Below are 22,081 nucleotides of genomic sequence, written 5' to 3'. Positions count from 1 at the left end.
CAAATAAATACGATATAGAAACAGCAAAAGAGGCCTGAAATCCTAGGATTTCAGGCCTCTTTCTGGTGGAGTATCCCCATCAAAATCCGAACTCAGTGCCGACGCGATCTCGTCAAGTGAGATTGTCTGCGTCCCATGTTGATAGTTGTAGGTCAAGACCAGTTTATCATCGAACACATACACGGCGTTTACAAATGTATCAATCAGGCGTTTCTGAAAATCACGGTTTGCTGGATCGCCATGACGGAACTGCTCAAACCATGCCGTCATCTGTTCGCGGGTCAGCTTTGGCTTTTGCAGTTCGGCGGTCTGGATATTCGCAAGGATTTCTTCTTTTCGTGCTTCCAGCTCATCAAGCCGCTGTTTGGTGGACGGCGTGAAAATGCCCTGCTCGATTGCTTTCAGAATGTTTCCAATGGAGGACTCGGTTTCCGCAAGCTGTGAGCGAAGCGCAGGGGTTGTTATGTTTTCCTGCTCCTGCATAACAAAAATTGCATCGATGAGCCTGTTAATCTTCTCTTCATCCATGACGCGCTGCATGGTCAGGCGGACAACAACACATTCAATCCAGTCTTTGCGAACAGCCTTCTTGTCGCAATCCTTCAGGCGCTTCGCACCGCTGCATTTGTAATAATAGTGCATAGCGCCGGTATGGCTCTTGCCGCTTTCACCAACCATCATGCGCTCACATTTACCGCAGAACAGCTTCGTTGTCAGCAGATAGTCCTCTTTTGCTTTTGCCATTGCGGGAGCATGGCGGTTCTTCTCCATGCGTTCCTGCACACGGTTGAACAGGTCTTCCGGAACGATAGCAGGAACGCCGCCCTCAATTACAACATCCTGATAGCGATACTCGCCAATGTATTTGCGGTTTTTCAGCAGAGAGCTGAAACTATTGATATTGAACGGCTGTCCCTTTTTCGTTTTAAGTCCGCGGGTATTGAAATCCTCAACAATGGAACGAACCGATTTGCCATCAGCATACTTTTCAAATATCTCAACCACTAATGGTGCAGTCACGGGATCGATCACAAGTTTCTGTGCTTTCTTGTCCAACAGATAGCCGAGAGGAACGCCACCGCCGTTGTTTTTCCCTTTCAGAGCATTCTCTTTCTGTCCGCGATGGATTTTCTCTGATAACTCAGCAGAATAGAACTCGGCATAGCCTTCCAGCATCGCTTCCAGAATGATTCCTTCCGGACCTTCGGAGATATGCTCTTTCGCAGAAACAACCTTTACACCATTCTTTTTCAGAATGTGCTTGTAGTGTGCGCTGTCGTAACGGTCACGGGAAAAGCGGTCGAGCTTCCATACAAGGACAATCTCAAACAGCTCTTTTGCGCTGTCCTTGATCATGTGCTGGAACTCCGGTCGATCTGCTGTTTTTGCAGATAATGCCCGGTCAATATACGTTCCAACGATGGTCATATTATTGCGCTCGGCATATTCCCGGCACTCACGGAGCTGACCTTCAATGGATTCTTCGCGCTGGCTGTCTGAGGAATAGCGGGCGTAGATAACAGCGTTCATTCTTCATCACCCTCGTTGCCTTCGCCGCTTTCCAACGCAAGCTCTGTCAGTTCACGCAGCTTACTTTGCAGGATAGCTTTATCAGGCAGATGCAATGTGTAATCTGCGACCATTGTCGGAGACATAGACCTGCTGAGCGCGTATTCGACTACGGTATCATCCTTACCGGTGCAGAGGACTAAGCCAACGCTCGGATTTTCATTCGGCTTCTTTACATCACGGTCAAGTGCTTCCAAATAAAAATTGAGCTGTCCCAGATGTTCAGGACGGAAAGTATCAATTTTCAATTCGATTGCAACAAGGCAGGACAATGCACGGTTATAGAACAGCAAATCAATGAAGAAATCCGTGTTGCCAACTTGAACGCGGTATTCTTCGCCAACAAAAGTGAAATCATGTCCAAACTCTAAAATGAAATCTTTCAGATGCGAGACAATCTGACGCCGCAAATCCTTTTCCTTGTACGGTTCTTCAAGGTCAAGGAATTCAAACACATAGGAATCGCGCAAAGCCGCAAGTCCGCCGTTCCCAGCAAGCAAATCCTTATGTTTTTCGTGAGAGATCATCGTCCGCTCATACAGCATACTGCCGATCTGACGATCCAATTCGCGTTTCGTGTAACGATTTGCAATGCATAGGCGAAGGTAAAACTCACGCGCTTCGTCGGTCTTGCAGCCAGTCATAATCAGCAGATTGCTTGTCCATGGAATTTCTCTCACCAGTGGTGAGAGTTTTTCGTTGTCACAATAAGTCTCATAAAACTGCTTCATACGCCAGATGTTCTGCGCAGAAAATCCCTTTGTTCCCGGATAATGCGCTTGCAGAAATTCGGAAAAATCTGCAACCACGCTTTTTCCCCAGCCGCCATCCTTCACTCTGCCGCTGACATAAGAGCCGATTTCCCAGTACATCTGAATAAGCTCTGCATTGACTGCTTTCATGGCGCGGCTGCGGGCGTTGTCGATGATATGAATGACCTCGTCAAACCGTCCCGGATTATGGGTTAATTCATTGCTCATGTCCTCGCCTCCCCAAGCATTTTCAGCATTGCTTCTTTCAGCTTTTCGTTCATCGGTGATTCCGGATCGAAGCACATCTCAACGAACTTCCTCAGTTCAGGATTGTTCGCGTCAACCGGAGGTTTCGCTTCATACAGCTTGCCATGCGGATCATCGCAGCGGGCAAAAATATAGTCCATTGAAACGTCAAAATAGTCCGCATACTTGCGCAGAAGCTCAACAGTCGGCGTTGCCTGACCGTTTTCATAGCGGTTGATGCTGGACTGCGTAGAACCGATCACGTCGGCAAATTTTGATTGGGATAAGCCAATACCTTCCCGCAATGCGCGAAGACGCATACCCAGTTGTTTCATGCTGTTCAACCTCCAATTCGGGTTAAGCATAGTATAATCAAAATCCGAGCAGATGTCAACCCGGATTTTGAAACTTTTGCGTAAACGATAACCTCAAAATTACCTATCGATAATCTTTATGTAGCAGTATCCACCTGAATATCAGGAAATAGGGCTGCCAAGTTTTGCCTCAAGGTCAAGTGTTTAGGTACCTCTCGGATACCATAGCCCATAATACTTCCCATTGCACTATGCCGCAATTTCCTGTAAATGTAGTCATTATACATGTCTGTCGCAAAGGCGTAATTGTCCGGTGCAATGAAGGATCGTCGCAGGTAACCGTACATAGCTCCAACAGCATAATCCGCAAGTTGAATACCTGCGCTCTGGTTGCTGCTCTCAGTTAAAATGCTGTGATATACATTTCCGTAGTTTCGGATGAAGTCACCATTTACAGTAAATTCATGGCAAACAGCTTTGATCTGTTTTATAGTTTCCGTATTTAACTCATCCATAATGAATACAGCGAACTCATTGCGTGGACGCAAGTCCATCTGTACGCGCTGAAAAGCTTCCTGTAAATGAAATTTGTATACATGCCGTTCTTCCAAAAGGCAGTATTGTTCATAGACGTTGGTGATGGTAAATATGTATTGAAGGGAATCTTTCTGCGACGCACACTCGAAAACTTTCCTGTAATATCCTTTTAGACGGTCTTCAGTTATAGCAGCAATTGCAGGAGTGCGGGGACGGTTGCGCAGTTTTTCCCAAAGGTCACTCCATTTTATTTCTTCGCCAACCGGTATTTCATACATACCATTAAGTGTCTGCATTTCCTTTTGGAACTCCATGTAGTCATCCATGGAGATTATCACGTTAGAGCGCACGTAGAAAGGATGCCGCTTGCGGAAGTCGGGCGTTGTTTGGGCTTTGTATGCACCGGCTTCATCTGTAAATATCAAATAGTGCATCTATAAATCGCCCCTTATGCTGTAGTTTATACTGTTAACCCGCTCCATACAGCAGGGAGAATTCGGAAGTTCAGATTACGGTCAAAATCTCCCTCGTTTCTAAAAATTGACCGGTGCATATATTTCCCAGTAGCTTTGTTTTTCCAAGAGTTTTCGATTACTCCTACACCGTACAAATAATTCAGCAGTTCCAAGGGTTTCAACGTGAACTCATGCTTAACCGAATTATATCTTTCGGTAAATGTTTTAACACTGAGATTTCTGGAACCACAGAGACGGAGCAGTTCAATTACGTATGGATAATCCTCTCTCAGCACAGGGTTAATTTCGTTTGCAAGTTCTGTGTTCACAAGCCAGTTAGAATACTTTTTTAATGCATCACCATAAACGGCACTATTAAGTGTTCCTTTGCTTAGAATTGCACTCTGCAATGTTTTTAACAGCTTAATCAAATCACGTGGTCTGAATAACGTTTGAAGAACAAGAGTTTTGAACAGATCATGTACTTGATAATCCCTTTTCAAATCACTCCCCGACACAAAAATTTCTCCAAAATCTTTGCCTGCGACCGCAGGACATGATACGTCAATTCTCTTCATCACCATTTTATAAAGATCGGAATCATAGATTTCTTTTAGATTGTTAACACGCCAGTCCAAGTCAATTCTGAAATCATCCCATCGGGCACTTTCCGCATCACGAATAGCCATGGCTTTCATAATATCAGATCGGATATATAGGACAACTTTAGCATTCCGCACCGCTTTTGCACGAAGCGATTGATTGTAGTTATATACCGCTTTAAATAAGCTAATAATTGCCTGATAATACTCTTCTAAATCTTGATATTGGTTGTAGTTGTCATCTAGTCTATCAAACTGGATAACAATTTTGGCCTCAGATGCCGTTGTAATGAAATAGTTTTCAAGTAAGCGGGACAATGTAGAATTGATAGTCGTTATATTATCTTCGTTATATCTAAAATCGCACTGGACACCTTTTTCAACGCCTACCCCGACACCATGTGCGAGAAGACTTCCTTGGCTTTTAACAGCTTTTGACACAATTTCCTTGTGCAGATCTAATGCATTACCTAAATACATCTCTTTATAAGCTTTGATCTCTCGATAATAGCTGTTGTCTTCATCTGGAAGACTGGCGATAGCTTGAATGAACAAATTAAAAATGACATTTCTCCAAATCGTTTGATACTGATTCGGTTTAGCAAAATTATCATCTTGCAAGCTTAGCAGTTTTTCGAAAGGGAATTCACCAAAATCTTTGTTTATCACTAAGCAGCCGTTATGTAATGACGCTTGCTCAATCATTCGATAGATAGCAGATTTTCCTGTCCCTTTTTTGCCGACGACAAAAAATACGTTGCTATCGATAATTTTGCCCCAATAACCATTATCCAAAAAGTACTTTTCGAGGTTGGGGTCACCATAGCCATCGATTTCTCCGAAATCTATTTGCCTAATTTTCTCTATATCCATAACTTTTTCTCCTTAGCGCACATGTTTCAATCCGTCACATATTGCCAGAAGTTCGTTAATTCGAACAACAATTCTTTTTTGCTCAGCAATTGGAGGAAGCGGGAATGCAATGTTTTTAAGAACTTCTCCGGGTAAATGTTTAATTGTTTCACCCGTAAATCTTTTAGCAAAGTATCCGTTAGAGGCATAATACTCAAATACTCTGTATGCGTAAAAGCTATCTACATCACCAATAAATCGCACACGGTGAAGTGCCTTTTGAATCCTAAATGTTTGACTGACATCCGTCCAAACAGCGCAGCGACCAGGCTCTCCGCCTTCACAGACAACAAGATCGCCATATTTTACTGAGTACCGCTCCTCTTCGTCGTCCTTAAAGCGCATTTTTAAAATATCTTCGAAGTCAAAGAATCCCCATCGTACATTTACATTTCTTAAATAAGGATGCAGATTGCCTTGATTCTTTGCTTTATCAAGCATTTTACCAAGACATAAATCCGCAATTCCCCCAAACTTTACCCACTTCCAGGTGCCTGGAATTTCAAACGGGCAGTCATCCTCTGCAATCGGTAACAGTGCCTTTTCCTTTTTTATCTTCCCCTCGGTTATGAGTTTGGCTTTTTCCGTCTGGATTCGTTTCAGTAGTTCTGATGCTGGCTCATCTGAAGGGTCACGTTCGGTCAGTTTCCCTTGTACTGCTTGCTGCAAAATAGATTTGCGGAGCTTATCAGGGAATTCATCATTTAGTGCAGATAGCCGTTTTTCTGTCTTATCATATTCGCTTACGAACGGCAACAGTTCCTCAAGCTTGGCAACAATACGCTCCTGCTCTGCGAGGGGAGGGACAGGAATCATCAAATTACTCATTGATATAGCATTCAAAGTCTTTCCCTTAATTGCATTTTTGGAATTACCTGTCGCCGCAACAAGCGGAAGAATCTTGAACAACCATTTCTGCAATATGCGACTATCGCCAACAGGTGCCGTAGGATATATGCTAATAATTGCTTCATTGTGGACAGCATCCATTCCAAGGATGCTCACCTTTCCGATCGTCAGTTTGAAGCTCATTATCATTGTTCCAGCAGGAGCAATTTTTCCCGAAAAACAATCCTCGAAGGCCGCTTCACTGATCTGTTCCTTTGTAGTGGTTGTAAGTGAATCTGCTTGCATATCTGCAATGGAAACCCAAGGATATTCTACATTGCTCCAGTAGGCAGTGTTTTGTCTCTGAGGTGTCTTTCCTGAGCTGAATGTAACAATATCCGCAAAACGGGTCCATTTCCAGTTTTCAGGAAGATCATAAAGAATATCGTCTGCGGTGATTGGAGATGCTGTATGCTTCTTATCCACTACAAGCGTTCCTTCGGCCATTCTACGGGTACGCTCATCAGCAATACGCTTTAATAATTCGGAAGCAGGTTCATCAGATGGATTTTGAGGCACCAATTTTCCCTGAACAGCAAGCTGGAGTATGGAGTTTTTCAAGTCCTGTGCGGTCATGATTCTTTTACCTCCAGCATTGCGGAAATCTCCGTCAAAATGCGGTCAATGTTAGCGTTCAGTTCGGCGCGCTCGGACTGATAGCGGGCAATGAGTTCGGCTGGTTCCAGAATTTCTTCTTCCTCATGGGGGAAAGGACAGCATTTGTCAAAATCGTAATTTAGAGCCACCAATTCGTCTACAGTGAAGAATCTCGCCTTATCTTTCCCTTCTACCACAATTGGTTGTTTATCAGCCCACCACTCACGAACCGGATCGAAATGCTTGTCCAACATAGGCCTGGTCTTTGTAAAGCTCTTGACTCCTTCCGGATAATCCAGCCGGTAGAACCAGACGCCTCGGCTGGGAACCCCCTTCTGGAAGAACAACAGATTCGTATTAACGCTGGCATAGGGCTTGAAAACCTGCGGCAAGCGGATAATGGTGTGCAAACCGAACTCATCCAGCATTCTTTTTTTGATAGCAGCCTTTACGCCATCACCGAACATGAAGCCATCGGGAAGAACTACACCGCAGCGTCCTTTGTCCTTCAACAGATACATCATTAGCACAAGGAACAGATCGGCAGTTTCGCTTGTGCGGAATTCTGCTGGAAAATTCTGCTTCACAGCATCATCTTCCGCGCCGCCAAAGGGAGGATTTGCAACAATAACATCAACCCTGTCCTTGGCAGAATAATCCGTTACCGGTCTGTTCAGGGAGTTGATATGACGAATCTGTGGAGTTTCAATATCGTGCAGAATCAGGTTGGTCATAGCCAACAGATACGGCAGAGGCTTTTTCTCCCAACCGAAAATAGTAGTTTGCAGAGTATTGAGCTGCTCGGTCGTTGTAATACTGCCCATGTGCGCAATAGTGCTGGTTAAGAAACCACCGGTGCCGCAAGCTGGATCAAGAACGGTCTCGCCCAATTTGGGATCAATTTTCTCAACAATAAAGTTGGTTACCGGACGAGGCGTGTAAAACTCGCCGGCACGACCTGCACTTTGCAAATCTTTGAGCATACCCTCATACAGTTCGTTAAATGTATGCTTCTGCGTAGCGTCGATGAAATCAACCTTTTCGTTGATACGGTTAATAAGCTGGCGAAGATAGATACCGGATTTCATATAGTTGTTAATGTCCGTAAATACATTACGAACTACAAACTTTTTGAGATCGCCATCAGATACGTCCAGTTTCTTCAATTTGTCGAACAGTTCGTCCACAAATTTAATCAGGGCATCGCCAGTAATACCTTCTTTATCATCCGCCCAATCACGCCATCGGAAGCCCTCTGGGATGGTACTGCCACGGTACTCGGGTCGGAATTCCCACTCCATTTCCTTGGCATCAAAAGCTTTTAGAAACAGAAGCCAGGTGATCTGTTCGATATATTGCGCATCACCGTTCAAACCTGCGTCTTTGCGCATGATGTCTTCCAGTGACTTAATCAAAGCGGACATTGCCATAGTAATTATTCTCCTTTATGCAGCGTAGATGGCAGCCTCCAAATCCTTAATCGCCTGTCGGAATTTCGCAATACCACCGAAAATCGTGTTGACGATATATACCTGAGTTCCATATTGCTTGATAGGATCGACTTTCAGTACATCTACATTCTCTAAGTCAGACAAGCCGGAGTCGGCATATTTGGTAAGCAGTGCGTCCAGAATTTCAGCAGCTTTTTCTCCGTATTTGGTGAAATAGTTGCGCTTCCGAACATTATTGACTCGTTCACGTCTGGTAAGCGGCGGCTGGTCAAATACAATATGACAAATCAGATCAAACGGGTCGAGATCCTGATTGATTTGCTCACAGAGTTCAGAGAACAGAATGCCGTGTTCCTCCATCTCCTTGATAATGGCTTCCTTGCGCTCGGCAGCTCCCCAAGCAGACAGGAAATCATCCAGCGTCGCATATTGATTAAGAACGTTTTTCTTGGTATAGTCAATCAGGCTTTCTGTAATGAGCTTGCCATCCCGATCCATGTACTGTACCATCTTTTTGAGAATGGTAACCGGCTCTCCGCTGACCATATATTTTTTCTGTGGATTAACTGGCTTCGGGAGCTTGGGTGGAGGATCACCATTGTACCCATTTGCCGGATCAAAATCCTCATCCTGTTCGCACGGGCCATCGAAATCAGGATCATAGAACAAGCGGGTAACATCACGGAAGTCAAAAATTGTGAAGTAAAGTTTGCCAAGATCCTCACGCACACGAGTACCACGACCGATAATCTGCTTGAACTCAGTCATGGAACGGATATTAGAATCCAAAACGATGAATTTAATCGTCTGAACATCGACACCGGTAGATAGTAACTTGGATGTTGTAACAAGCACAGGATACTGACTCTCTACATTACGGAAATTATCAAGCTGATCGACACCTGCTTCATCATTGGACGTAATTCTCATAACATAGCGTTCATCAACTGCCATCATGTCGGAGTTTTCATTCACCAACGCCCGGCGCATTCTGTCTGCGTGTTCCTGATCGACGCAGAAGAATATGGTTTTGTCCATGCGGCAATTATGCTTTTTCAGGTAATCGGACACTGTCTTTGCAACCAACTTGGTACGCTGTTCAAGAACGATCTTTCTATCAAAATCCAGTGCATTGTAAATCCGGTCATCAATCACTTCGCCGTTGTCATCTGTCTGGCCGGTGTAAGGAACGAATCCTTCTACATCCTTGTCAAAGAACACACGGATAACACGATACGGAGCGAGGTAGCCATCGTTGATACCTTGTTTCAGGGTGTAGGTGTAGACAGGATCTCCAAAGTAGTCAATATTTGAAACTTCCTTGGTTTCTTTTGGCGTTGCAGTAAGACCAATCTGCGTTGCAGCAGAGAAGTATTCCAAAACCTCGCGCCACTGACTATCGGCTTTTGCACTGCCACGATGACACTCATCCACCACAATCAAATCGAAGAACGAGGGGCTGAACTGCTTAAACAAGCTGTTGGCGTCTTCGTCTTCACCGGTTAATCCCTGATACAATCCAAGATAAATTTCGTGGGCCGTATCAAAGTTCTGCTTTGTTACCCAGGTCATTTTATCCTTAAAGGGTGCAAAATCATTTGTGAAAGTTTGTGAAATCAAAGCAGTACGGTCTGCAAGAAACAAGATTCTTTTCTTAATTCCCGCATTCCACAAACGCCAGATAATTTGAAATGCTGTATACGTTTTACCTGTACCGGTAGCCATCACCAACAGGACTCGATCCTGACCAGCTGCAATTGCCTCTACAGTCCTGTTGATTGCATTGATCTGATAATACCGAGGTTGCTTATTCGGATTATCTATATAATATGGCTCATCTATAATTTTGCTCTGCGCAGGGCCAATGCAGTTCTGTTCTACATACATTTCCCAAAGAGTTTCAGGTGATGGAAACCCATCGAGAGGAAGAACTGTTTCCCGTTCGCCCTCTTGTATGTAGCGATTATGGAAAACAAATCCATCTCCATTCGACGAAAAAACAAAAGGCACATTCATCATCTGCGCGTAGTTCAATGCCTGCTGCATACCGTCAGACATAGAATGGTTGTTATCCTTTGCTTCAACAATGGCAATTGGTTTATTGGGTTTATAAAAAAGAACATAGTCTGCCTTTAACGGCTTTTCCCGTTTGCAAACCTGCCCACGAGCAATGATGCGCCCGGCGGTAATGGAATACTCCTCTCGCATTTGAGACATTTTATCCCAACCGGACTGTTCGATTGCAGGAGTAATATATTTAGTTCGGATGTCGGCCTCTGATAATGTTTTTTTGTCTATTGCCATATACTCATCCTCCTAAAACCTTATAATCTAATCGAAAAATTTATATTCTTGCCTGTTTACGTCATTGTCTGTCGAATCGACGATTTAGGTAGATTCGTGACAAGGGGTCAGTGCGCCCATTCGCACCCGCGAGATGGAATAGACCCCATTATTTCGAGTTAGAGTCGCTGATATAATCTGCGGCTCATTTTTCGTTTTCGGCGGGTTTCTTGATATACTTCCCGTTCTTGATTCTCGCGTCCGCCGGTTTCTCTGCGTTCTCTGGAATCCCCCAGACCGAGCCAATGCGGATCGCACCGGGAACGCGCCCCTCGCCGCACAAAATCTGAATACGGCGAGTGGAGATACCCCAGCGTTCGGCGGTTTGCGTGATAGATAAATACTTCATGGGCGGTACTCCTGTTGCAGTTCATTCCTGCGTCTGCTTACAAAATCACAGTATAATTATAATCGTCAAAGCGAATAAAAGCAAGGACTTTCCGGAAAATCTCAGGAAGTATCTTCAATTCAGACATGAAAGGGGTGTGGGGCTTCCCCAACAATAAAATGAGCAGATCAGGCGCAAAGCTGAACTGCCCATTTTTCCGGTGTGTACGGACACCGGATGTGCTTGCTACTCTCTCAAATCTCATATCCGCAGATACAACGCGCTCCCGCTTTCGCAAAAGCAGGAGCGCATATTTTTTGAAAATTTTCTGTTTCGATACCTGCGTTTCGACGAAGAAATGTCCGTTGTAAAGTGAGGGGCAACGAATCGCCAATGCCCTCGTCTTCAAAATTTTCTTTTCGCCACTACCAAGTTTTTGAGAAAAAATGTCCGTTGTATTGTGAAAGGAGTGTTTTATCATGCCGGATCGCACGCGACCCATCCGCAAAGAAATCTGCCTGAATGAGCAGGAATTGAGCGTGGTTCGCCACAAGATGAACCAACTCGGCACCCGCAACTTCGGCGCGTATGCCCGGAAAATGCTGATTGACGGGTACATCATCAAGGTCGATTACACCGAGCAGAAAAAGTTAGCTGCCGCTGTCAGCAGGATTGCCACAAACATCAACCACGTCTGCCGCCGCATTAACAGCACCGGGCATTTTTACGATGCCGATGTTGCCGAACTGAAAGCGCGGCAGGCCGAAATTTGGGAGCTGTTGAAAACGCGGCAGAGGGAAGAACTTTGACCACAACGGGATTTTCCATGTGTGGGTTTTCCGTCACCGGTTTTCCGGACGGTGGACAAGCTGACGCTCCGGAGCGTACCACAACCGGATTTTTGGAGCATGGATTTCCAAACTGTCACAGGGGATGAAATTCATACCCAAAACAATAAGAAATAAATCAACGCTCAATATAGTCATCCATCAATCCTATCAATACTGGTTTTGATGGATGGGATAGGAGGATTATGTCACAGAAGTTTTTGAAGTTTACAAGCGAGAGCTTGTCGGCATCCTACATACCGTTTCCACGGTTTTTGATGGAGGATAGTCTTGCCGGGCTGTCCAACGATGCAAAAGTGCTGTATGCTCTGATGCTGGATCGGGCGAGCATTTCAAAAGTCAACGGTTTTCTTGAAACTGACGGCACCATCCGAATTTACTTCACCGTGGAACAGGCGCAGAAGAAGCTGCACCGCAGCCGACAATGTGCGACGCGGATATTTCATGAGCTTGAGTTCAGCGGTTTGATCTGCCGAAAGAAACAGGGGCTTGGAAAACCCGCATTGATTACGCTGAATTATCCCTCTAATGCGAAGCTGATTCGGCCGAAGAAAGGCAGCTCAATATTGTTCGGATAAAGGTCAAAAACGTGGCATTTTTCGCCCCACAATCGGCGCGAAAACACAGGGGAATATCTTTTCCTTACAGCAACGCCAAAATGGGGTTATACGCGCTACAGAAGCGATAAAGGAGGTACCATGTGAACGCAGAAAAAACGAATATCCCAAACAGCGTGGATGCAACCGAAATTCCGGAATACGTCTTTGAATCGCTGGCACGGAGTTTGCTTCCGGTAATTCAGAAGTACTACGAAAGCGAAGGTGGCAAAAAGGCATTTGCCGAATGGAAAGCAAAGAAGGAGATTTCAGACAGTGCATCTACATAAAGAAACCGGGAGGATTGCCATGATCGGCAGTCCTCCCGGTTTCTTTATTACCAGTCTTCAACTTCTTCTATAAAAACAATAAATCCGAACCCATGACCAATCGGCACAAGGTTCGGATTATATTGTTTTGGTGGAGGCGGGGGGAGTCGAACCCCCGTCCGAAAACGCTTCCTCGGGAACCTCTCCGGGCGCAGACGGTCGATTACATTCCCTTATCCTGACGCAGGCCGTCAAACTTCAAGATTCGGTAGCTTCATTGTTCATGGTGCGCTCAAAGCTTTGCGCACACACGTGCACCACTAAACGACGCCCCGTTCCGGCTCGTGGTCCTTCCGGACGGGACGGCCGCTAATTAAGCAGCGGCGAGAACGACGTTATCGTTGTTCTTTAATTTATAAGTTGCCCGTTTTTAGGATGTCAGGCACATCCGCCCGCTATTCCCGCCTCTACGTCCCCGTCGAAACCAGTACGCCCCCGTAGAGCGGCGCGGTTCAACCGCGCCGCGGCAGGTAACATGTTCAGTTCTGTGCTTCGGTCGCTCTCAGCACTTCTCAGGAGCCGGGTAGTCCACACCGAAGGTCTCCACGGTGACGGACTTCATCCGCTGATCCTCGTAGGGGCGGTCCATCCGGTCCCGCTTCACATTGACGATGGCGTCGGCCACGTCCATGCCCTCGATCACCTTACCGAAGGCGGCATACTCGCCGTCCAGGTGGGGAGCCTTCTCCACCATGATGAAGAACTGGCTGCCGGCGGAGTTGGGATGCATGGCGCGGGCCATGGACAGCACGCCACGGTCATGCTTCAGGTCGTTCTTCACGCCATTGTGGGCAAACTCGCCCTTGATGGAGTAGCCGGGGCCGCCCATGCCGGTGCCCTGGGGGCAGCCGCCCTGGATCATGAAGCCGGGGATCACCCGGTGGAAGATCAGGCCGTTATAAAAGCCGGACTTCACCAGGCTGATGAAGTTGTTCACGCTGTTGGGAGCCACCTCGGGATAGAGCTCGGCCACCATCTTGCCGCCGTTCTCCATCTCAAAGGTCACAATGGGGTTCTGAGCCATGTGTGTTTCCTTCCTTTCTCCGGGAGATCCATCTCCCGCTTTGTCAATAACCGCCGCGGCGGTGTGCTTTCATGGTACGGTCCATCTCCCGCTTGGCATCCCGGGCGGCGGCGGAGTCCCGCTTGTCATAGAGCTTCTTGCCCTTGGCCAGGCCCACCTCCAGCTTGACCCGTGAGCCCCGGAAGTAGATGGACAGAGGGACCAATGCGTATCCGTCCTGCTTGACCTTGGCAAACAGTTTCAGGATCTCCCGCTTGTGCATCAGCAGGCGGCGGGGCCGCAGAGGGTCCTTGTTGAAGATATTGCCCTTCTCGTAGGGGCTGATGTGCATGCCGTGGACATGCATCTCCCCATCCTTGACGATGCAGAAGGAGTCCTTCAGGTTGACGTGGCCCTGGCGGATGGATTTGACCTCGGTGCCCGCCAGCTCGATGCCCGCCTCGTACTTATCCTCGATGAAATAGTCATGGTAGGCCTTGCTGTTTTTGGCCACGATCTTGATGCCCTTACTCTCCATTCCGCCACCTCCCAACCGGGACAAATCTCTTGAGAATATATTATATCACACCTGTCAATATCTCAGACGGGAAAATAGGTCAGCAGTCCGGTGAGGGCGTCGGAGGAGAGCACGGTGCGGCCGTGCTCGGCCAGGCTGGCCGCCAGATGGGGGCGGTGAGTCTCGCTGCGGCCGAACTCCGAGAGGCGGGCGGCGGCCTGCTCCGCCCCGGTGGGCAGGGAGAGCCACCACCGGTCCTCCCACCACAGCAGAGCGGCGTCCGGCCGGGGATCGGACAGGGCCCGGGCGGCGGCGGCCAGATCCTCCAAACTGCCGAAGGAGAACCAGCACCGCTCGGGGGCGCGGACATGGGCAAACACCAGTACACCGCAGGACTCCGGGTAGGCCTCGATCTCAATGGCCCCCTCCAGGTCGATGCCCGCCTGGCGGAAGGCGGTGCGGGTCAGCTCCAGAGCCTGCTCCAGGGTGAGGCCCGCGGAGGTCAGGCCGTGCTCCTTCAGATCGGCGGGGGTGATGTACAGGGCAACGCTGGCGCTGCCGATGGGCTGGATGGTCATAGGCTACCTCCTCATGTGATGAAACTGATTATAGCTGTTCCGCCCGGCGGCGTACAGCTGTAATGATTGGCGGGATTGGAAAAGCTGAGGGTGGCACAAGAACTGGAAGTATGATATAATGCACCTAACCGATTGAAGAAAAGGGGATACGCCGGATGGAACTGTGGGAAAAGACCGTGGAGAGCGACACTCTCTTTGAAGGCAAGATCGTCACCCTGAAGCTGGACAAGGCGGAGCTGCCCAACGGCCGCGTGGCCCGGCGGGAAGTGGTGGAGCACCCCGGCGGGGTGGCCATTCTGCCGCTGTTTGACGACGGCACAGTCAGCATCGTGCGGCAATTCCGCTATCCCTTCCAGGAAGTGGTCACCGAGCTGCCCGCCGGCAAGCTGGAGAAGGGCGAGGACCATCGCCCCGCCGCCCTGCGGGAGCTGGAGGAAGAAGTGGGCGTCACCTGCGGCAAGCTGACCTATCTGGGCTGCCTGTACTCCTCCCCCGGATTTTCCACCGAGGTGCTTCACATGTATCTGGCCCAGGAGCTGACCCAGGGCGCCTGCCACCCGGACGACGACGAGTTTCTGGACGCGGAGCGGGTCCCCTTCTCCCAGCTGGTGGACCAGGTGATGTCCGGCGAGATTATGGACGCCAAAACGGTGGCCCTGGTGCTGAAGGTCAAGCAGCTGCTGGGTCTGTAAGGACAGGAGGTTACCATGAGCAAGCGTATTTTGATTGTGGAGGATGAAAAGAACATCGTTGACATCCTCAGCTTTAATCTGGGCAAGGAAGGCTACGAGACCCTGGAGGCCTACGACGGCGAGGCCGGCCTCCAGCTGGCCCTGGAGCAGAACCCCGATCTGATCCTGCTGGATCTGATGCTGCCCAAGATGGACGGCTTTGACGTGTGCCGCAACCTGCGCAAGGAAAACCGCTCCACCCCCGTCATCATGCTCACCGCCCGTGAGGAGGAGACCGACAAGGTCCTGGGCCTGGAGCTGGGGGCCGACGACTACATCACCAAGCCCTTCTCCATGCGGGAGCTGCTGGCCCGGGTGAAGGCCAACATCCGGCGCAACGAGATGGTAAACGGCGCCCCTGTCTCCGCCCCCGCCGCCACCGGCAGCCGGATGGAGCTGGGCCGCATCACCATTGACCCCGACCAGATGATGGTCTACAAGGACGGCCGGGCCCTGGACCTGACCCAGCGGGAATATGAGCTCATCAAGTTCCTGGCCGCCCAGCCCGGCAAGGTCTTCTCCCGTGAGGCTCTCATGGAGCACGTGTGGAACTACGAGGGCTATGTGGGTGACGTCCGGGCCGTGGACGTGGCTGTCCGCCGCCTGCGTGAAAAGGTGGAGGACGATCCCGCTTCTCCCCAGTTCGTCGTGACCCGGAGAGGTCTGGGCTATTACTTCAACGCCTGATAAAACCAAGTCCGGCGGGCCGGGGCGGCCGTCCCTGCCCGCCCCAACTTTGATTCTGACAAGAGAGGAGTGGTCCACAGTATGTTCCGCAGCCTGCACATGAAGCTCATGCTCATCATGACGCTGCTCATCATTCTGCTGATGACCGTTGTGGGCGCATTCCTCATCAACTCTGTGGCCAATTACTACACCCAGGACTTCTACACCCAGATGTCTGAGGCCTTCCAGGACGAGGTATTCTGGTCCGACCTGACCACCCCCACCCCCGGCGAGGAGGACGGAGCGGCCAGCATCGCCGAGATCTTGAACACCTACAACGGCACCCTGGGCGTGGACAACCGCAGCCGGAAGTACTACGTACTGGACGGCTCCGACGGCCACTGGCTGGCGGGCTCCGACGACCAGGACGCCGATGAACCTCTGGACATGGATTCCCGCAACCTGATGCGGGTCCTGGCCGGGGAGGAGAAGAGCGACGACAGCACCCCCTCCGCCTCCTACATGGATGTGGCGGTGGCGGTCCAGCGGGGCGGCCAGCGGTACATCATCTACGTCCGGGACGACGGCACCAACGCCGCCGCCCTGAACAGCGAGCTCATCACCCTCATTGTGGAGGCTCTGGTCTTCGGCCTGGTGATTTCGGTGCTGCTCTCCTTCCTGCTGTCCAAGACCCTCATCACCCCCATTGAGCGGCTCACCGAGGGCGCGGAGCGGGTGGCCAACGGCGACTTCTCCCAGAAGCTGGAGGTGGCCTCCCGGGATGAGATCGGTATTCTCACCGGCACCTTCAACGACATGGCCCGGCAGCTCCACCAGACCCTGGAAGAGGTGGAGAACGAGCGCAACAAGCTGGGCACCCTCTTCCTCCACATGACCGACGGCGTGGTGGCCTTTGCCCGGGACGGCGCGGTGATCCAGTCCAACCCCGCCGCCGAGGAGCTGCTGGGGATGGCCATTCCCATCGGCGGCAGCGTCAACTACGACACCCTCTTCTCCGACATCGCCCCCCTCCAGGGGGTGCTGGCGGTGGAGTCCCCCGGCTATCTGGACGGCGTGCGCAACGTGGGCGGCAAGAGCCTGGAGCTGCTGCTCACCCCCTTTGACCAGGAGCGGCTGGGCGGCGTGCTGGTGGTGATCCACGACGTCACCGAGCAGCACAAGACCGAGGAGATGCGCCGGGAGTTTGTGGCCAACGTGTCCCACGAGCTGCGCACCCCCCTGACCAACATCCGCTCCTACGCCGAGACCCTGGCGGACAACGCCGGAGAACTGCCCCCCGACATGGAAAAGAACTTCCTGGGGGTCATCCTCAACGAGTCCGACCGCATGACCCACATCGTTCAGGACCTGCTCACCCTGTCCCGGTTCGATTCCGGTCGGTCGGAGCTGAAGCTGGCCCCCTTCTCCTTCGGGCAGGCGGTGCAGGACGTATACAACGCCATTCTGATGGAGGCCCAGCGCCACGGCCATCAGGTGGAGCTGAAGCTCCCCGCCACTCTGCCCGACATCGTGGGCGACCGGGAGCGCATCGTGCAGGTGATGATGAACATCGTATCCAACTCCATCAAGTACACCCCCGACGGCGGCCACATCCGCATCTCCGCCGGCCAGTGGCCGGGCAAGGTGTGGATGGAGGTGGCCGACAACGGCATCGGCATTCCCGAGGCCGACCGGGGCCGCATTTTTGAACGCTTCTACCGGGTGGACAAGGCCCGCTCCCGGGAGTCCGGCGGCACCGGCCTGGGCCTCTCCATCGCCAAGGAGATCATCGACCGCCACGAGGGCGTCATCGAGCTGCTGGACCGGCCCGGTCCCGGCCTGACGGTACGCATCACCCTGCTGACGGAGGGACCGCGCCATGGAAAGGAGTAAGTCCAGACGCCGCCGCAACCGCGGGGTGGAGCGGCTCAAGAGCATCCTGATCGTGCTGCTCTCCCTTTCCGCCGTCTATCTGACCCTCCGGGCCCTGGTGCAGAACGAGGTGGTCTCCGGCTCCCAGGGCATTCTGGGGTCGGTGGTCTCCCTGTTTCAGCCCCAGGAGTCTGACACAACCCCCGATCCCGGCGGCAGCAGTCAGCTCACCGCCGCCGCCCGGCCGGTGCGTATCGCCGTGTATGACGGCGTCAACCGCTACGCCATTCAGTACAACGCCGCTCAGACCGACAAACTGTATGACAGCCTGGGCATCCTGCTGGGCGAGGCCCTGACCAGCGCCAAGACCCCCGTGGAGATCACAGAGGATGACTGGCAGGCCGCCCTCCAGTCCCCCGGCGTGTGGTTCGACTTCCTGGGGAACATCCCCCTGGAGACCCTCAGCGCCTGGACCGGCGAGGGGAGCGCCAACCGTGCCCTGTCCGGCTCCGCCCGGCAGATCGCGGTGGCGCTGGATGAGAAGAGCGTGCGGCTGTACTATCATAATGAAAGTGACGGCCTGTATTATGCCTGCGAGACGGCAGTGGCCTATACCGGCCACATGGATGAACTCATCAGCGACTACGGCGGCAACGGCATCCTCTTTGCCTTTGAGTTGGGAGAGGACAGCGGCTATGAAGGGCTGGACCCCTATGTGCTCATCTCCGCCTCCACCCCCACACCCACCGTCTACCGTGCTTCCAATCCCCTGTCCAACCTGGAGGACAGTCTGATTGCTGAGCTGCAGGAGGCTCTGTCCTTCCAGACCGCCTCCTACCCCATCCCCAACGGCATCCGCATCCGGGAAGGGCAGGAGACTCTGGAGATCAACCGGGACGGCACGGTGGTATACAGCACTGCGGAGGACACCGCCTCCCGCTACCCGGTGGGCGACAGCGACGTGACCGAAGTGATTGAGACCACCCGCCGCCTGGCCGCCGACACGGTGGGCCGCTACTGCTCCGCCGCCCGCATCTATCTCATGGGCGTGGAGCAGACGGAGGAGGGCGTGGAGGTCTCCTACGGCTACTGCCTCAACGGCACGGAGGTCAGTCTCTCCGGCGGCGCCTGTGCCGCCCAATTCACCATCCGGGACGGACAGATCACCGCCTTCACCCTCCGGTTCCGCCGCTACGAGGACGCGGGGCAGACCAGCCTGGTCCTGCCGGAGCGGCAGGCCGCCGCCGCCCTGGAGGCCCTCCAGCCTGAGGAGCGGGAGCTGGTGCTCTGCTACAGCGATACCGGCGGCGAGACCGTCCAGGCCGACTGGGTGGCCAAATAACATTTGCATTTCCGGCAGGCAGGAGTGAGAGGTTCCTATGGAATGGTCAAAGCTGAAAAATGTGATCCTGCTGATGCTGGTGTGCGTCAACGTCATTCTCCTGCTGCTGGTGGGCAGCCAGGAGAGCCGTGACCACCGCTACCGGGAGGAGACCCTGCAGGCCGTTCAGGAGGTTCTGGAGAAGGGCGGCATCACCTTCGGACTGGATGAGGTACCGGAGGACCTGTCCCTCCCCCTGGTGACCGTGAACCGGGACCGGGACAGCGAGGCCGCCGTGGCCGCCGCCCTGCTGGGTGAAGTCACCCTCCAGGGCGAGAGCGAGGTGCGTCCCCGCTACGCCGGCGAGGGGGGCACCGCCGAGTTCTCCATGAACGGCAGCTTTACCATCTCCCTGCAGCCCGGCGTCCGCACCCTGGAGAGCGGTGAGGACTATGATGAGGCCAGCCAGGCCTGTCTGGAGGCCATGGGCTTTACGGGGACCCTGGAAGATCTGGAGATGAACGGCTCGGACGCCCTGCTCACCTACTGCCAGAGCTGGGACGGCAGTCCCCTCTTCTCCTGCTCGGTCAGTCTCTACTGGCAGGGGGAGGACCTGATCCGGGTGGAAGGCCAGCGGCTGGACGGCACGGTAACGGCGTCCTCCAATACTAAGCTGCTGTCCACCACCACCATCCTGGTCCAGTTCCTGGCCGGCATCAACGAGGGCGGCTACGTGTGCAGCCGCATCGACGACATGACCGCCGGCTACCTGACCTCCAGCAACACCACCCGGCAGATCCAGCTCACCCCGGTGTGGCGGTTCCTCACCGACACCGGCACCTACTATGTGAACGCGGTCACCGGCGAGTTTACCCCGCTGGAATAAAAACGCATAAAAAAGGGAGCGGCTTATGTCCGGCCTCATAAGGACAACTACAAATTTTAAGGATAGGCAGGTGTTGCATTGGCAGCACCTGCCTGTTCCTTTATGCACTTTGGGAGATGTTCAGGTTCCCAACCACGCCAATGTCCGTGTAATGGATCTCCACGGTCTGCCTTGCGTGCTTGGACCATTTCACATCCTTCTCATGCACTACGATTTTCTGAATGAACAGCCGCAGAAGCTCCGGCGTCAGTTCCTGAATGTCAGTATAGCGTTTTGCTCTGGCAATGAAGTTGTCTGCGCCGGATACCGTGGCTTTCAGTTTGGTGATAGCCTGCGCCTTCTGCGGGATGGTGGTTTTCAGTTGCTCTTGTTCCGCCACATAACTGGCAGAGAGGGTCTGGAACTGCTCCGTGGTGATGCGCCCCAGCACCGAGTCCTCATACAGCCGCTTGAATATAGCCTCCAATTCTGCCTCGCGTTTTCTCATGTCTGCAAACTCTGTTTCCTGCTTTCGGATTTCCCGCCGCAGTTCGGCAGACTGCCGGTCGCAGATGTAGGTAGCGAACTCTTGGGTATGCTCCCTCGCCATCGCCGTTACCCTGCGGATATCCTCCAGCACAACTTCATCCAGGATACACTCCCGTATGTAGTGGGCTGTGCAAACCTCAGCGCCTTCCTTCTTGTAGGTGCGGCAGGTGAAGTGGTTGTAGGAGGCGGACATTGTGTGTGCCCGATGCAAGACCATCGTGGAGCCGCAGTCGGCGCATACTACCAGCCCAGAATACTTGTTCTGCTCGTCCATGTTGGTGCGCCGCCGTTTGTGCTGCCGTACCCGCTGGACGATATCCCAAACCTCCTGCGTGATCAGCGCCGGATGAGTTCCCTCAAACACCAAGCACTCTTCCCTGGGATGCTGTACATACCGTTTGTCTTTATAGGATTTCGTGGTGAACTTCATGTTGACTGTGTTCCCAAGGTAGGCTTCATTTTCCAGGATGTTGGCGATGGTGCTGTTAGACCAGTTATAGGGCTGGGACAGATCCAGACAGGTATGGCCGGATCCGAACTTGCAGTAGGTATAAACCGCCGGACAAAGCACACGTTCAGCCTTCAACTGTTTGGCTATCTGGCTCGGCCCGCGACCGGCGGCACAGAGAGCGAAGATACGGCGCACCACAGCAGCAGCCTCCTCGTCCACAATGAGTTTCCCCTTGGCGTTCTCATCCTTTTTGTAGCCATAGGGCGCCCGTGTCCCCAGACGCTCCCCGCGCTGAGCCTTGGCCCGCTGGACCGCCCGGATCTTCCGGCTGGTGTCCCGCACAAACCATTCGTTGAACAGGTTTTTGAAGGGCATCAGGTCGTTGCTCTCGGCGTTTTCTGTGTCCACATTGTCATTGATGGCAATGTAACGGACGCCGAACTGTGGGAACCGTTCCTCAATGTACAGGCCAGTATGCAGCTGGTTACGCCCCAGACGGCTGAGATCCTTGGTAATGATAATCCCAATTCTGCCGTCCTCCATGTCGGACATCATGCGTTGGAAATCCGGCCGGTTGAAACTGGCTCCAGAGTATCCATCATCCACATAGAACTGGGTGTTGGGAAAGTGGTGGTCGATGGCGTACTGCTCTAATATTCGCTTTTGGTTTTGGATACTGTTAGACTCCCCGTCCAGACCATCGTCCTGACTCAGGCGACAGTACAGAGCGGTGATTTTTCCTTGGTTTGACTGCTTCATGC

At 51.9% G+C, this 22,081-nt stretch carries 22 protein-coding genes and 1 other RNA gene; 8 read left to right on the top strand and 15 right to left on the bottom strand.

What is annotated here, in order from left to right; all coding sequences use genetic code 11:
* Positions 1-42 precede the first annotated feature (42 nt).
* The 10 genes from J9789_RS01195 to J9789_RS01150 all read right to left on the bottom strand — a co-directional run bounded on the left by J9789_RS01195 (position 43) and on the right by J9789_RS01150 (position 11,487).
* A complete protein-coding gene (locus tag J9789_RS01195) occupies positions 43-1,530 on the bottom strand; it encodes a recombinase family protein (protein WP_209341457.1) in 1,488 nt (495 codons plus the stop codon).
* Positions 1,527-2,549: a PDDEXK nuclease domain-containing protein gene (locus J9789_RS01190; RefSeq protein WP_209341455.1), complete on the bottom strand. Its 1,023-nt coding sequence runs from the start codon at positions 2,547-2,549 to the stop codon at positions 1,527-1,529. Before J9789_RS01190 ends, J9789_RS01195 begins: the two co-directional genes overlap by 4 nt.
* Entirely contained in the window at positions 2,546-2,902 is a 357-nt protein-coding gene (locus J9789_RS01185; RefSeq protein ID WP_209341453.1) for a helix-turn-helix transcriptional regulator, read from the bottom strand. The genes J9789_RS01190 and J9789_RS01185 overlap by 4 nt, the downstream gene beginning before the upstream one ends.
* 116 nt (positions 2,903-3,018) lie before the next feature.
* Positions 3,019-3,852 carry a DUF3800 domain-containing protein gene (locus tag J9789_RS01180; RefSeq protein ID WP_209341451.1) on the bottom strand — a complete coding sequence of 278 codons (834 nt, stop codon included), beginning with the start codon at positions 3,850-3,852 and terminating at the stop codon, positions 3,019-3,021.
* Positions 3,853-3,878: 26 nt separating this feature from the next.
* On the bottom strand, positions 3,879-5,348 hold the full coding sequence (locus J9789_RS01175; RefSeq protein WP_209341448.1) for a hypothetical protein: 1,470 nt from the start codon (positions 5,346-5,348) through the stop codon (positions 3,879-3,881).
* Positions 5,349-5,360: 12 nt separating this feature from the next.
* A complete protein-coding gene (locus tag J9789_RS01170; protein WP_209341446.1) occupies positions 5,361-6,851 on the bottom strand; it encodes a restriction endonuclease subunit S in 1,491 nt (496 codons plus the stop codon).
* Positions 6,848-8,302: a class I SAM-dependent DNA methyltransferase gene (locus J9789_RS01165; protein ID WP_209341444.1), complete on the bottom strand. Its 1,455-nt coding sequence runs from the start codon at positions 8,300-8,302 to the stop codon at positions 6,848-6,850. Before J9789_RS01165 ends, J9789_RS01170 begins: the two co-directional genes overlap by 4 nt.
* A gap of 15 nt (positions 8,303-8,317) precedes the next feature.
* Positions 8,318-10,627, bottom strand: coding sequence for a DEAD/DEAH box helicase family protein (locus J9789_RS01160; RefSeq protein ID WP_245184983.1), 2,310 nt, complete (start codon positions 10,625-10,627; stop codon positions 8,318-8,320).
* 184 nt (positions 10,628-10,811) lie between these two features.
* On the bottom strand, positions 10,812-11,015 hold the full coding sequence (locus J9789_RS01155) for a DNA-binding protein (protein WP_209341442.1): 204 nt from the start codon (positions 11,013-11,015) through the stop codon (positions 10,812-10,814).
* 37 nt (positions 11,016-11,052) lie between these two features.
* Positions 11,053-11,487, bottom strand: coding sequence for a hypothetical protein (locus J9789_RS01150; protein WP_209341441.1), 435 nt, complete (start codon positions 11,485-11,487; stop codon positions 11,053-11,055).
* Between J9789_RS01150 and mobC the strand changes: the two genes are divergently transcribed.
* From mobC to J9789_RS01135, 3 genes are all read left to right on the top strand, one after another.
* Positions 11,474-11,803, top strand: coding sequence for a plasmid mobilization relaxosome protein MobC (gene mobC, locus J9789_RS01145; protein ID WP_209341439.1), 330 nt, complete (start codon positions 11,474-11,476; stop codon positions 11,801-11,803). The two genes, J9789_RS01150 and mobC, sit on opposite strands and share 14 nt — an antisense overlap.
* 224 nt (positions 11,804-12,027) lie before the next feature.
* Complete coding sequence (locus tag J9789_RS01140; protein ID WP_209341437.1) at positions 12,028-12,420, top strand: replication initiator protein A; 393 nt, start codon at positions 12,028-12,030, stop codon at positions 12,418-12,420.
* Positions 12,421-12,542: 122 nt separating this feature from the next.
* Entirely contained in the window at positions 12,543-12,728 is a 186-nt protein-coding gene (locus tag J9789_RS01135; protein ID WP_209342321.1) for a hypothetical protein, read from the top strand.
* Between the two features lie 128 nt (positions 12,729-12,856).
* Here J9789_RS01135 and ssrA read toward each other — a convergent pair.
* From ssrA to J9789_RS01115, 4 genes are all read right to left on the bottom strand, one after another.
* Positions 12,857-13,204: a transfer-messenger RNA gene (gene ssrA / locus J9789_RS01130) on the bottom strand.
* A gap of 65 nt (positions 13,205-13,269) precedes the next feature.
* The gene (locus tag J9789_RS01125; protein ID WP_209341436.1) at positions 13,270-13,791 is read right to left on the bottom strand and encodes a peptidylprolyl isomerase; all 522 of its coding nucleotides are present in this window, start codon (positions 13,789-13,791) and stop codon (positions 13,270-13,272) included.
* Between the two features lie 43 nt (positions 13,792-13,834).
* A complete protein-coding gene (gene smpB / locus J9789_RS01120; protein WP_087336329.1) occupies positions 13,835-14,308 on the bottom strand; it encodes an SsrA-binding protein SmpB in 474 nt (157 codons plus the stop codon).
* 62 nt (positions 14,309-14,370) lie between these two features.
* A complete protein-coding gene (locus tag J9789_RS01115) occupies positions 14,371-14,865 on the bottom strand; it encodes an adaptor protein MecA (protein ID WP_209341434.1) in 495 nt (164 codons plus the stop codon).
* 155 nt (positions 14,866-15,020) lie between these two features.
* Here J9789_RS01115 and J9789_RS01110 point away from each other — a divergent pair, with 155 nt between their 5' ends.
* The 5 genes from J9789_RS01110 (at position 15,021) to J9789_RS01090 (ending at position 20,341) form a co-directional block, all read left to right on the top strand.
* A complete protein-coding gene (locus tag J9789_RS01110; protein ID WP_209341431.1) occupies positions 15,021-15,557 on the top strand; it encodes an NUDIX hydrolase in 537 nt (178 codons plus the stop codon).
* A gap of 15 nt (positions 15,558-15,572) precedes the next feature.
* Positions 15,573-16,283: a response regulator gene (locus J9789_RS01105; protein WP_209341429.1), complete on the top strand. Its 711-nt coding sequence runs from the start codon at positions 15,573-15,575 to the stop codon at positions 16,281-16,283.
* A gap of 81 nt (positions 16,284-16,364) precedes the next feature.
* Entirely contained in the window at positions 16,365-18,155 is a 1,791-nt protein-coding gene (locus tag J9789_RS01100) for an ATP-binding protein (RefSeq protein WP_209341427.1), read from the top strand.
* Entirely contained in the window at positions 18,142-19,476 is a 1,335-nt protein-coding gene (locus tag J9789_RS01095; protein ID WP_209341426.1) for a hypothetical protein, read from the top strand. The genes J9789_RS01100 and J9789_RS01095 overlap by 14 nt, the downstream gene beginning before the upstream one ends.
* Positions 19,477-19,513: 37 nt before the next feature.
* On the top strand, positions 19,514-20,341 hold the full coding sequence (locus J9789_RS01090) for a hypothetical protein (RefSeq protein WP_209341425.1): 828 nt from the start codon (positions 19,514-19,516) through the stop codon (positions 20,339-20,341).
* Positions 20,342-20,441: 100 nt separating this feature from the next.
* On the opposite strand, the gene J9789_RS01085 is transcribed toward J9789_RS01090, so the two are convergent.
* Positions 20,442-22,079, bottom strand: coding sequence for a recombinase family protein (locus J9789_RS01085; RefSeq protein ID WP_209341423.1), 1,638 nt, complete (start codon positions 22,077-22,079; stop codon positions 20,442-20,444).
* Between the last annotated feature and the right edge of the window lie 2 nt (positions 22,080-22,081).

This window comes from Flavonifractor sp. AGMB03687, from assembly GCF_017811815.1.
GTDB lineage: Bacteria > Bacillota > Clostridia > Oscillospirales > Oscillospiraceae > Flavonifractor.
The sequence above is the reverse complement of the archived record's forward strand: the minus strand, read 5'-3'. Positions and strand labels throughout refer to the sequence as shown.

What these genes read in the sequence shown, in the direction of transcription:
- J9789_RS01195 (WP_209341457.1), bottom strand. Translation starts at nt 1,530, where the DNA reads ATGAACGCTGTTATCTACGCCCGCTATTCCTCAGACAGCCAGCGCGAA.
- J9789_RS01190 (WP_209341455.1), bottom strand. Translation starts at nt 2,549, where the DNA reads ATGAGCAATGAATTAACCCATAATCCGGGACGGTTTGACGAGGTCATT.
- J9789_RS01185 (WP_209341453.1), bottom strand. Translation starts at nt 2,902, where the DNA reads ATGAAACAACTGGGTATGCGTCTTCGCGCATTGCGGGAAGGTATTGGC.
- J9789_RS01180 (WP_209341451.1), bottom strand. Translation starts at nt 3,852, where the DNA reads ATGCACTATTTGATATTTACAGATGAAGCCGGTGCATACAAAGCCCAA.
- J9789_RS01175 (WP_209341448.1), bottom strand. Translation starts at nt 5,348, where the DNA reads ATGGATATAGAGAAAATTAGGCAAATAGATTTCGGAGAAATCGATGGC.
- J9789_RS01170 (WP_209341446.1), bottom strand. Translation starts at nt 6,851, where the DNA reads ATGACCGCACAGGACTTGAAAAACTCCATACTCCAGCTTGCTGTTCAG.
- J9789_RS01165 (WP_209341444.1), bottom strand. Translation starts at nt 8,302, where the DNA reads ATGGCAATGTCCGCTTTGATTAAGTCACTGGAAGACATCATGCGCAAA.
- J9789_RS01160 (WP_245184983.1), bottom strand. Translation starts at nt 10,627, where the DNA reads ATGGCAATAGACAAAAAAACATTATCAGAGGCCGACATCCGAACTAAA.
- J9789_RS01155 (WP_209341442.1), bottom strand. Translation starts at nt 11,015, where the DNA reads ATGAAGTATTTATCTATCACGCAAACCGCCGAACGCTGGGGTATCTCC.
- mobC (WP_209341439.1), top strand. Translation starts at nt 11,474, where the DNA reads ATGCCGGATCGCACGCGACCCATCCGCAAAGAAATCTGCCTGAATGAG.
- J9789_RS01140 (WP_209341437.1), top strand. Translation starts at nt 12,028, where the DNA reads ATGTCACAGAAGTTTTTGAAGTTTACAAGCGAGAGCTTGTCGGCATCC.
- J9789_RS01125 (WP_209341436.1), bottom strand. Translation starts at nt 13,791, where the DNA reads ATGGCTCAGAACCCCATTGTGACCTTTGAGATGGAGAACGGCGGCAAG.
- smpB (WP_087336329.1), bottom strand. Translation starts at nt 14,308, where the DNA reads ATGGAGAGTAAGGGCATCAAGATCGTGGCCAAAAACAGCAAGGCCTAC.
- J9789_RS01115 (WP_209341434.1), bottom strand. Translation starts at nt 14,865, where the DNA reads ATGACCATCCAGCCCATCGGCAGCGCCAGCGTTGCCCTGTACATCACC.
- J9789_RS01110 (WP_209341431.1), top strand. Translation starts at nt 15,021, where the DNA reads ATGGAACTGTGGGAAAAGACCGTGGAGAGCGACACTCTCTTTGAAGGC.
- J9789_RS01105 (WP_209341429.1), top strand. Translation starts at nt 15,573, where the DNA reads ATGAGCAAGCGTATTTTGATTGTGGAGGATGAAAAGAACATCGTTGAC.
- J9789_RS01100 (WP_209341427.1), top strand. Translation starts at nt 16,365, where the DNA reads ATGTTCCGCAGCCTGCACATGAAGCTCATGCTCATCATGACGCTGCTC.
- J9789_RS01095 (WP_209341426.1), top strand. Translation starts at nt 18,142, where the DNA reads ATGGAAAGGAGTAAGTCCAGACGCCGCCGCAACCGCGGGGTGGAGCGG.
- J9789_RS01090 (WP_209341425.1), top strand. Translation starts at nt 19,514, where the DNA reads ATGGAATGGTCAAAGCTGAAAAATGTGATCCTGCTGATGCTGGTGTGC.
- J9789_RS01085 (WP_209341423.1), bottom strand. Translation starts at nt 22,079, where the DNA reads ATGAAGCAGTCAAACCAAGGAAAAATCACCGCTCTGTACTGTCGCCTG.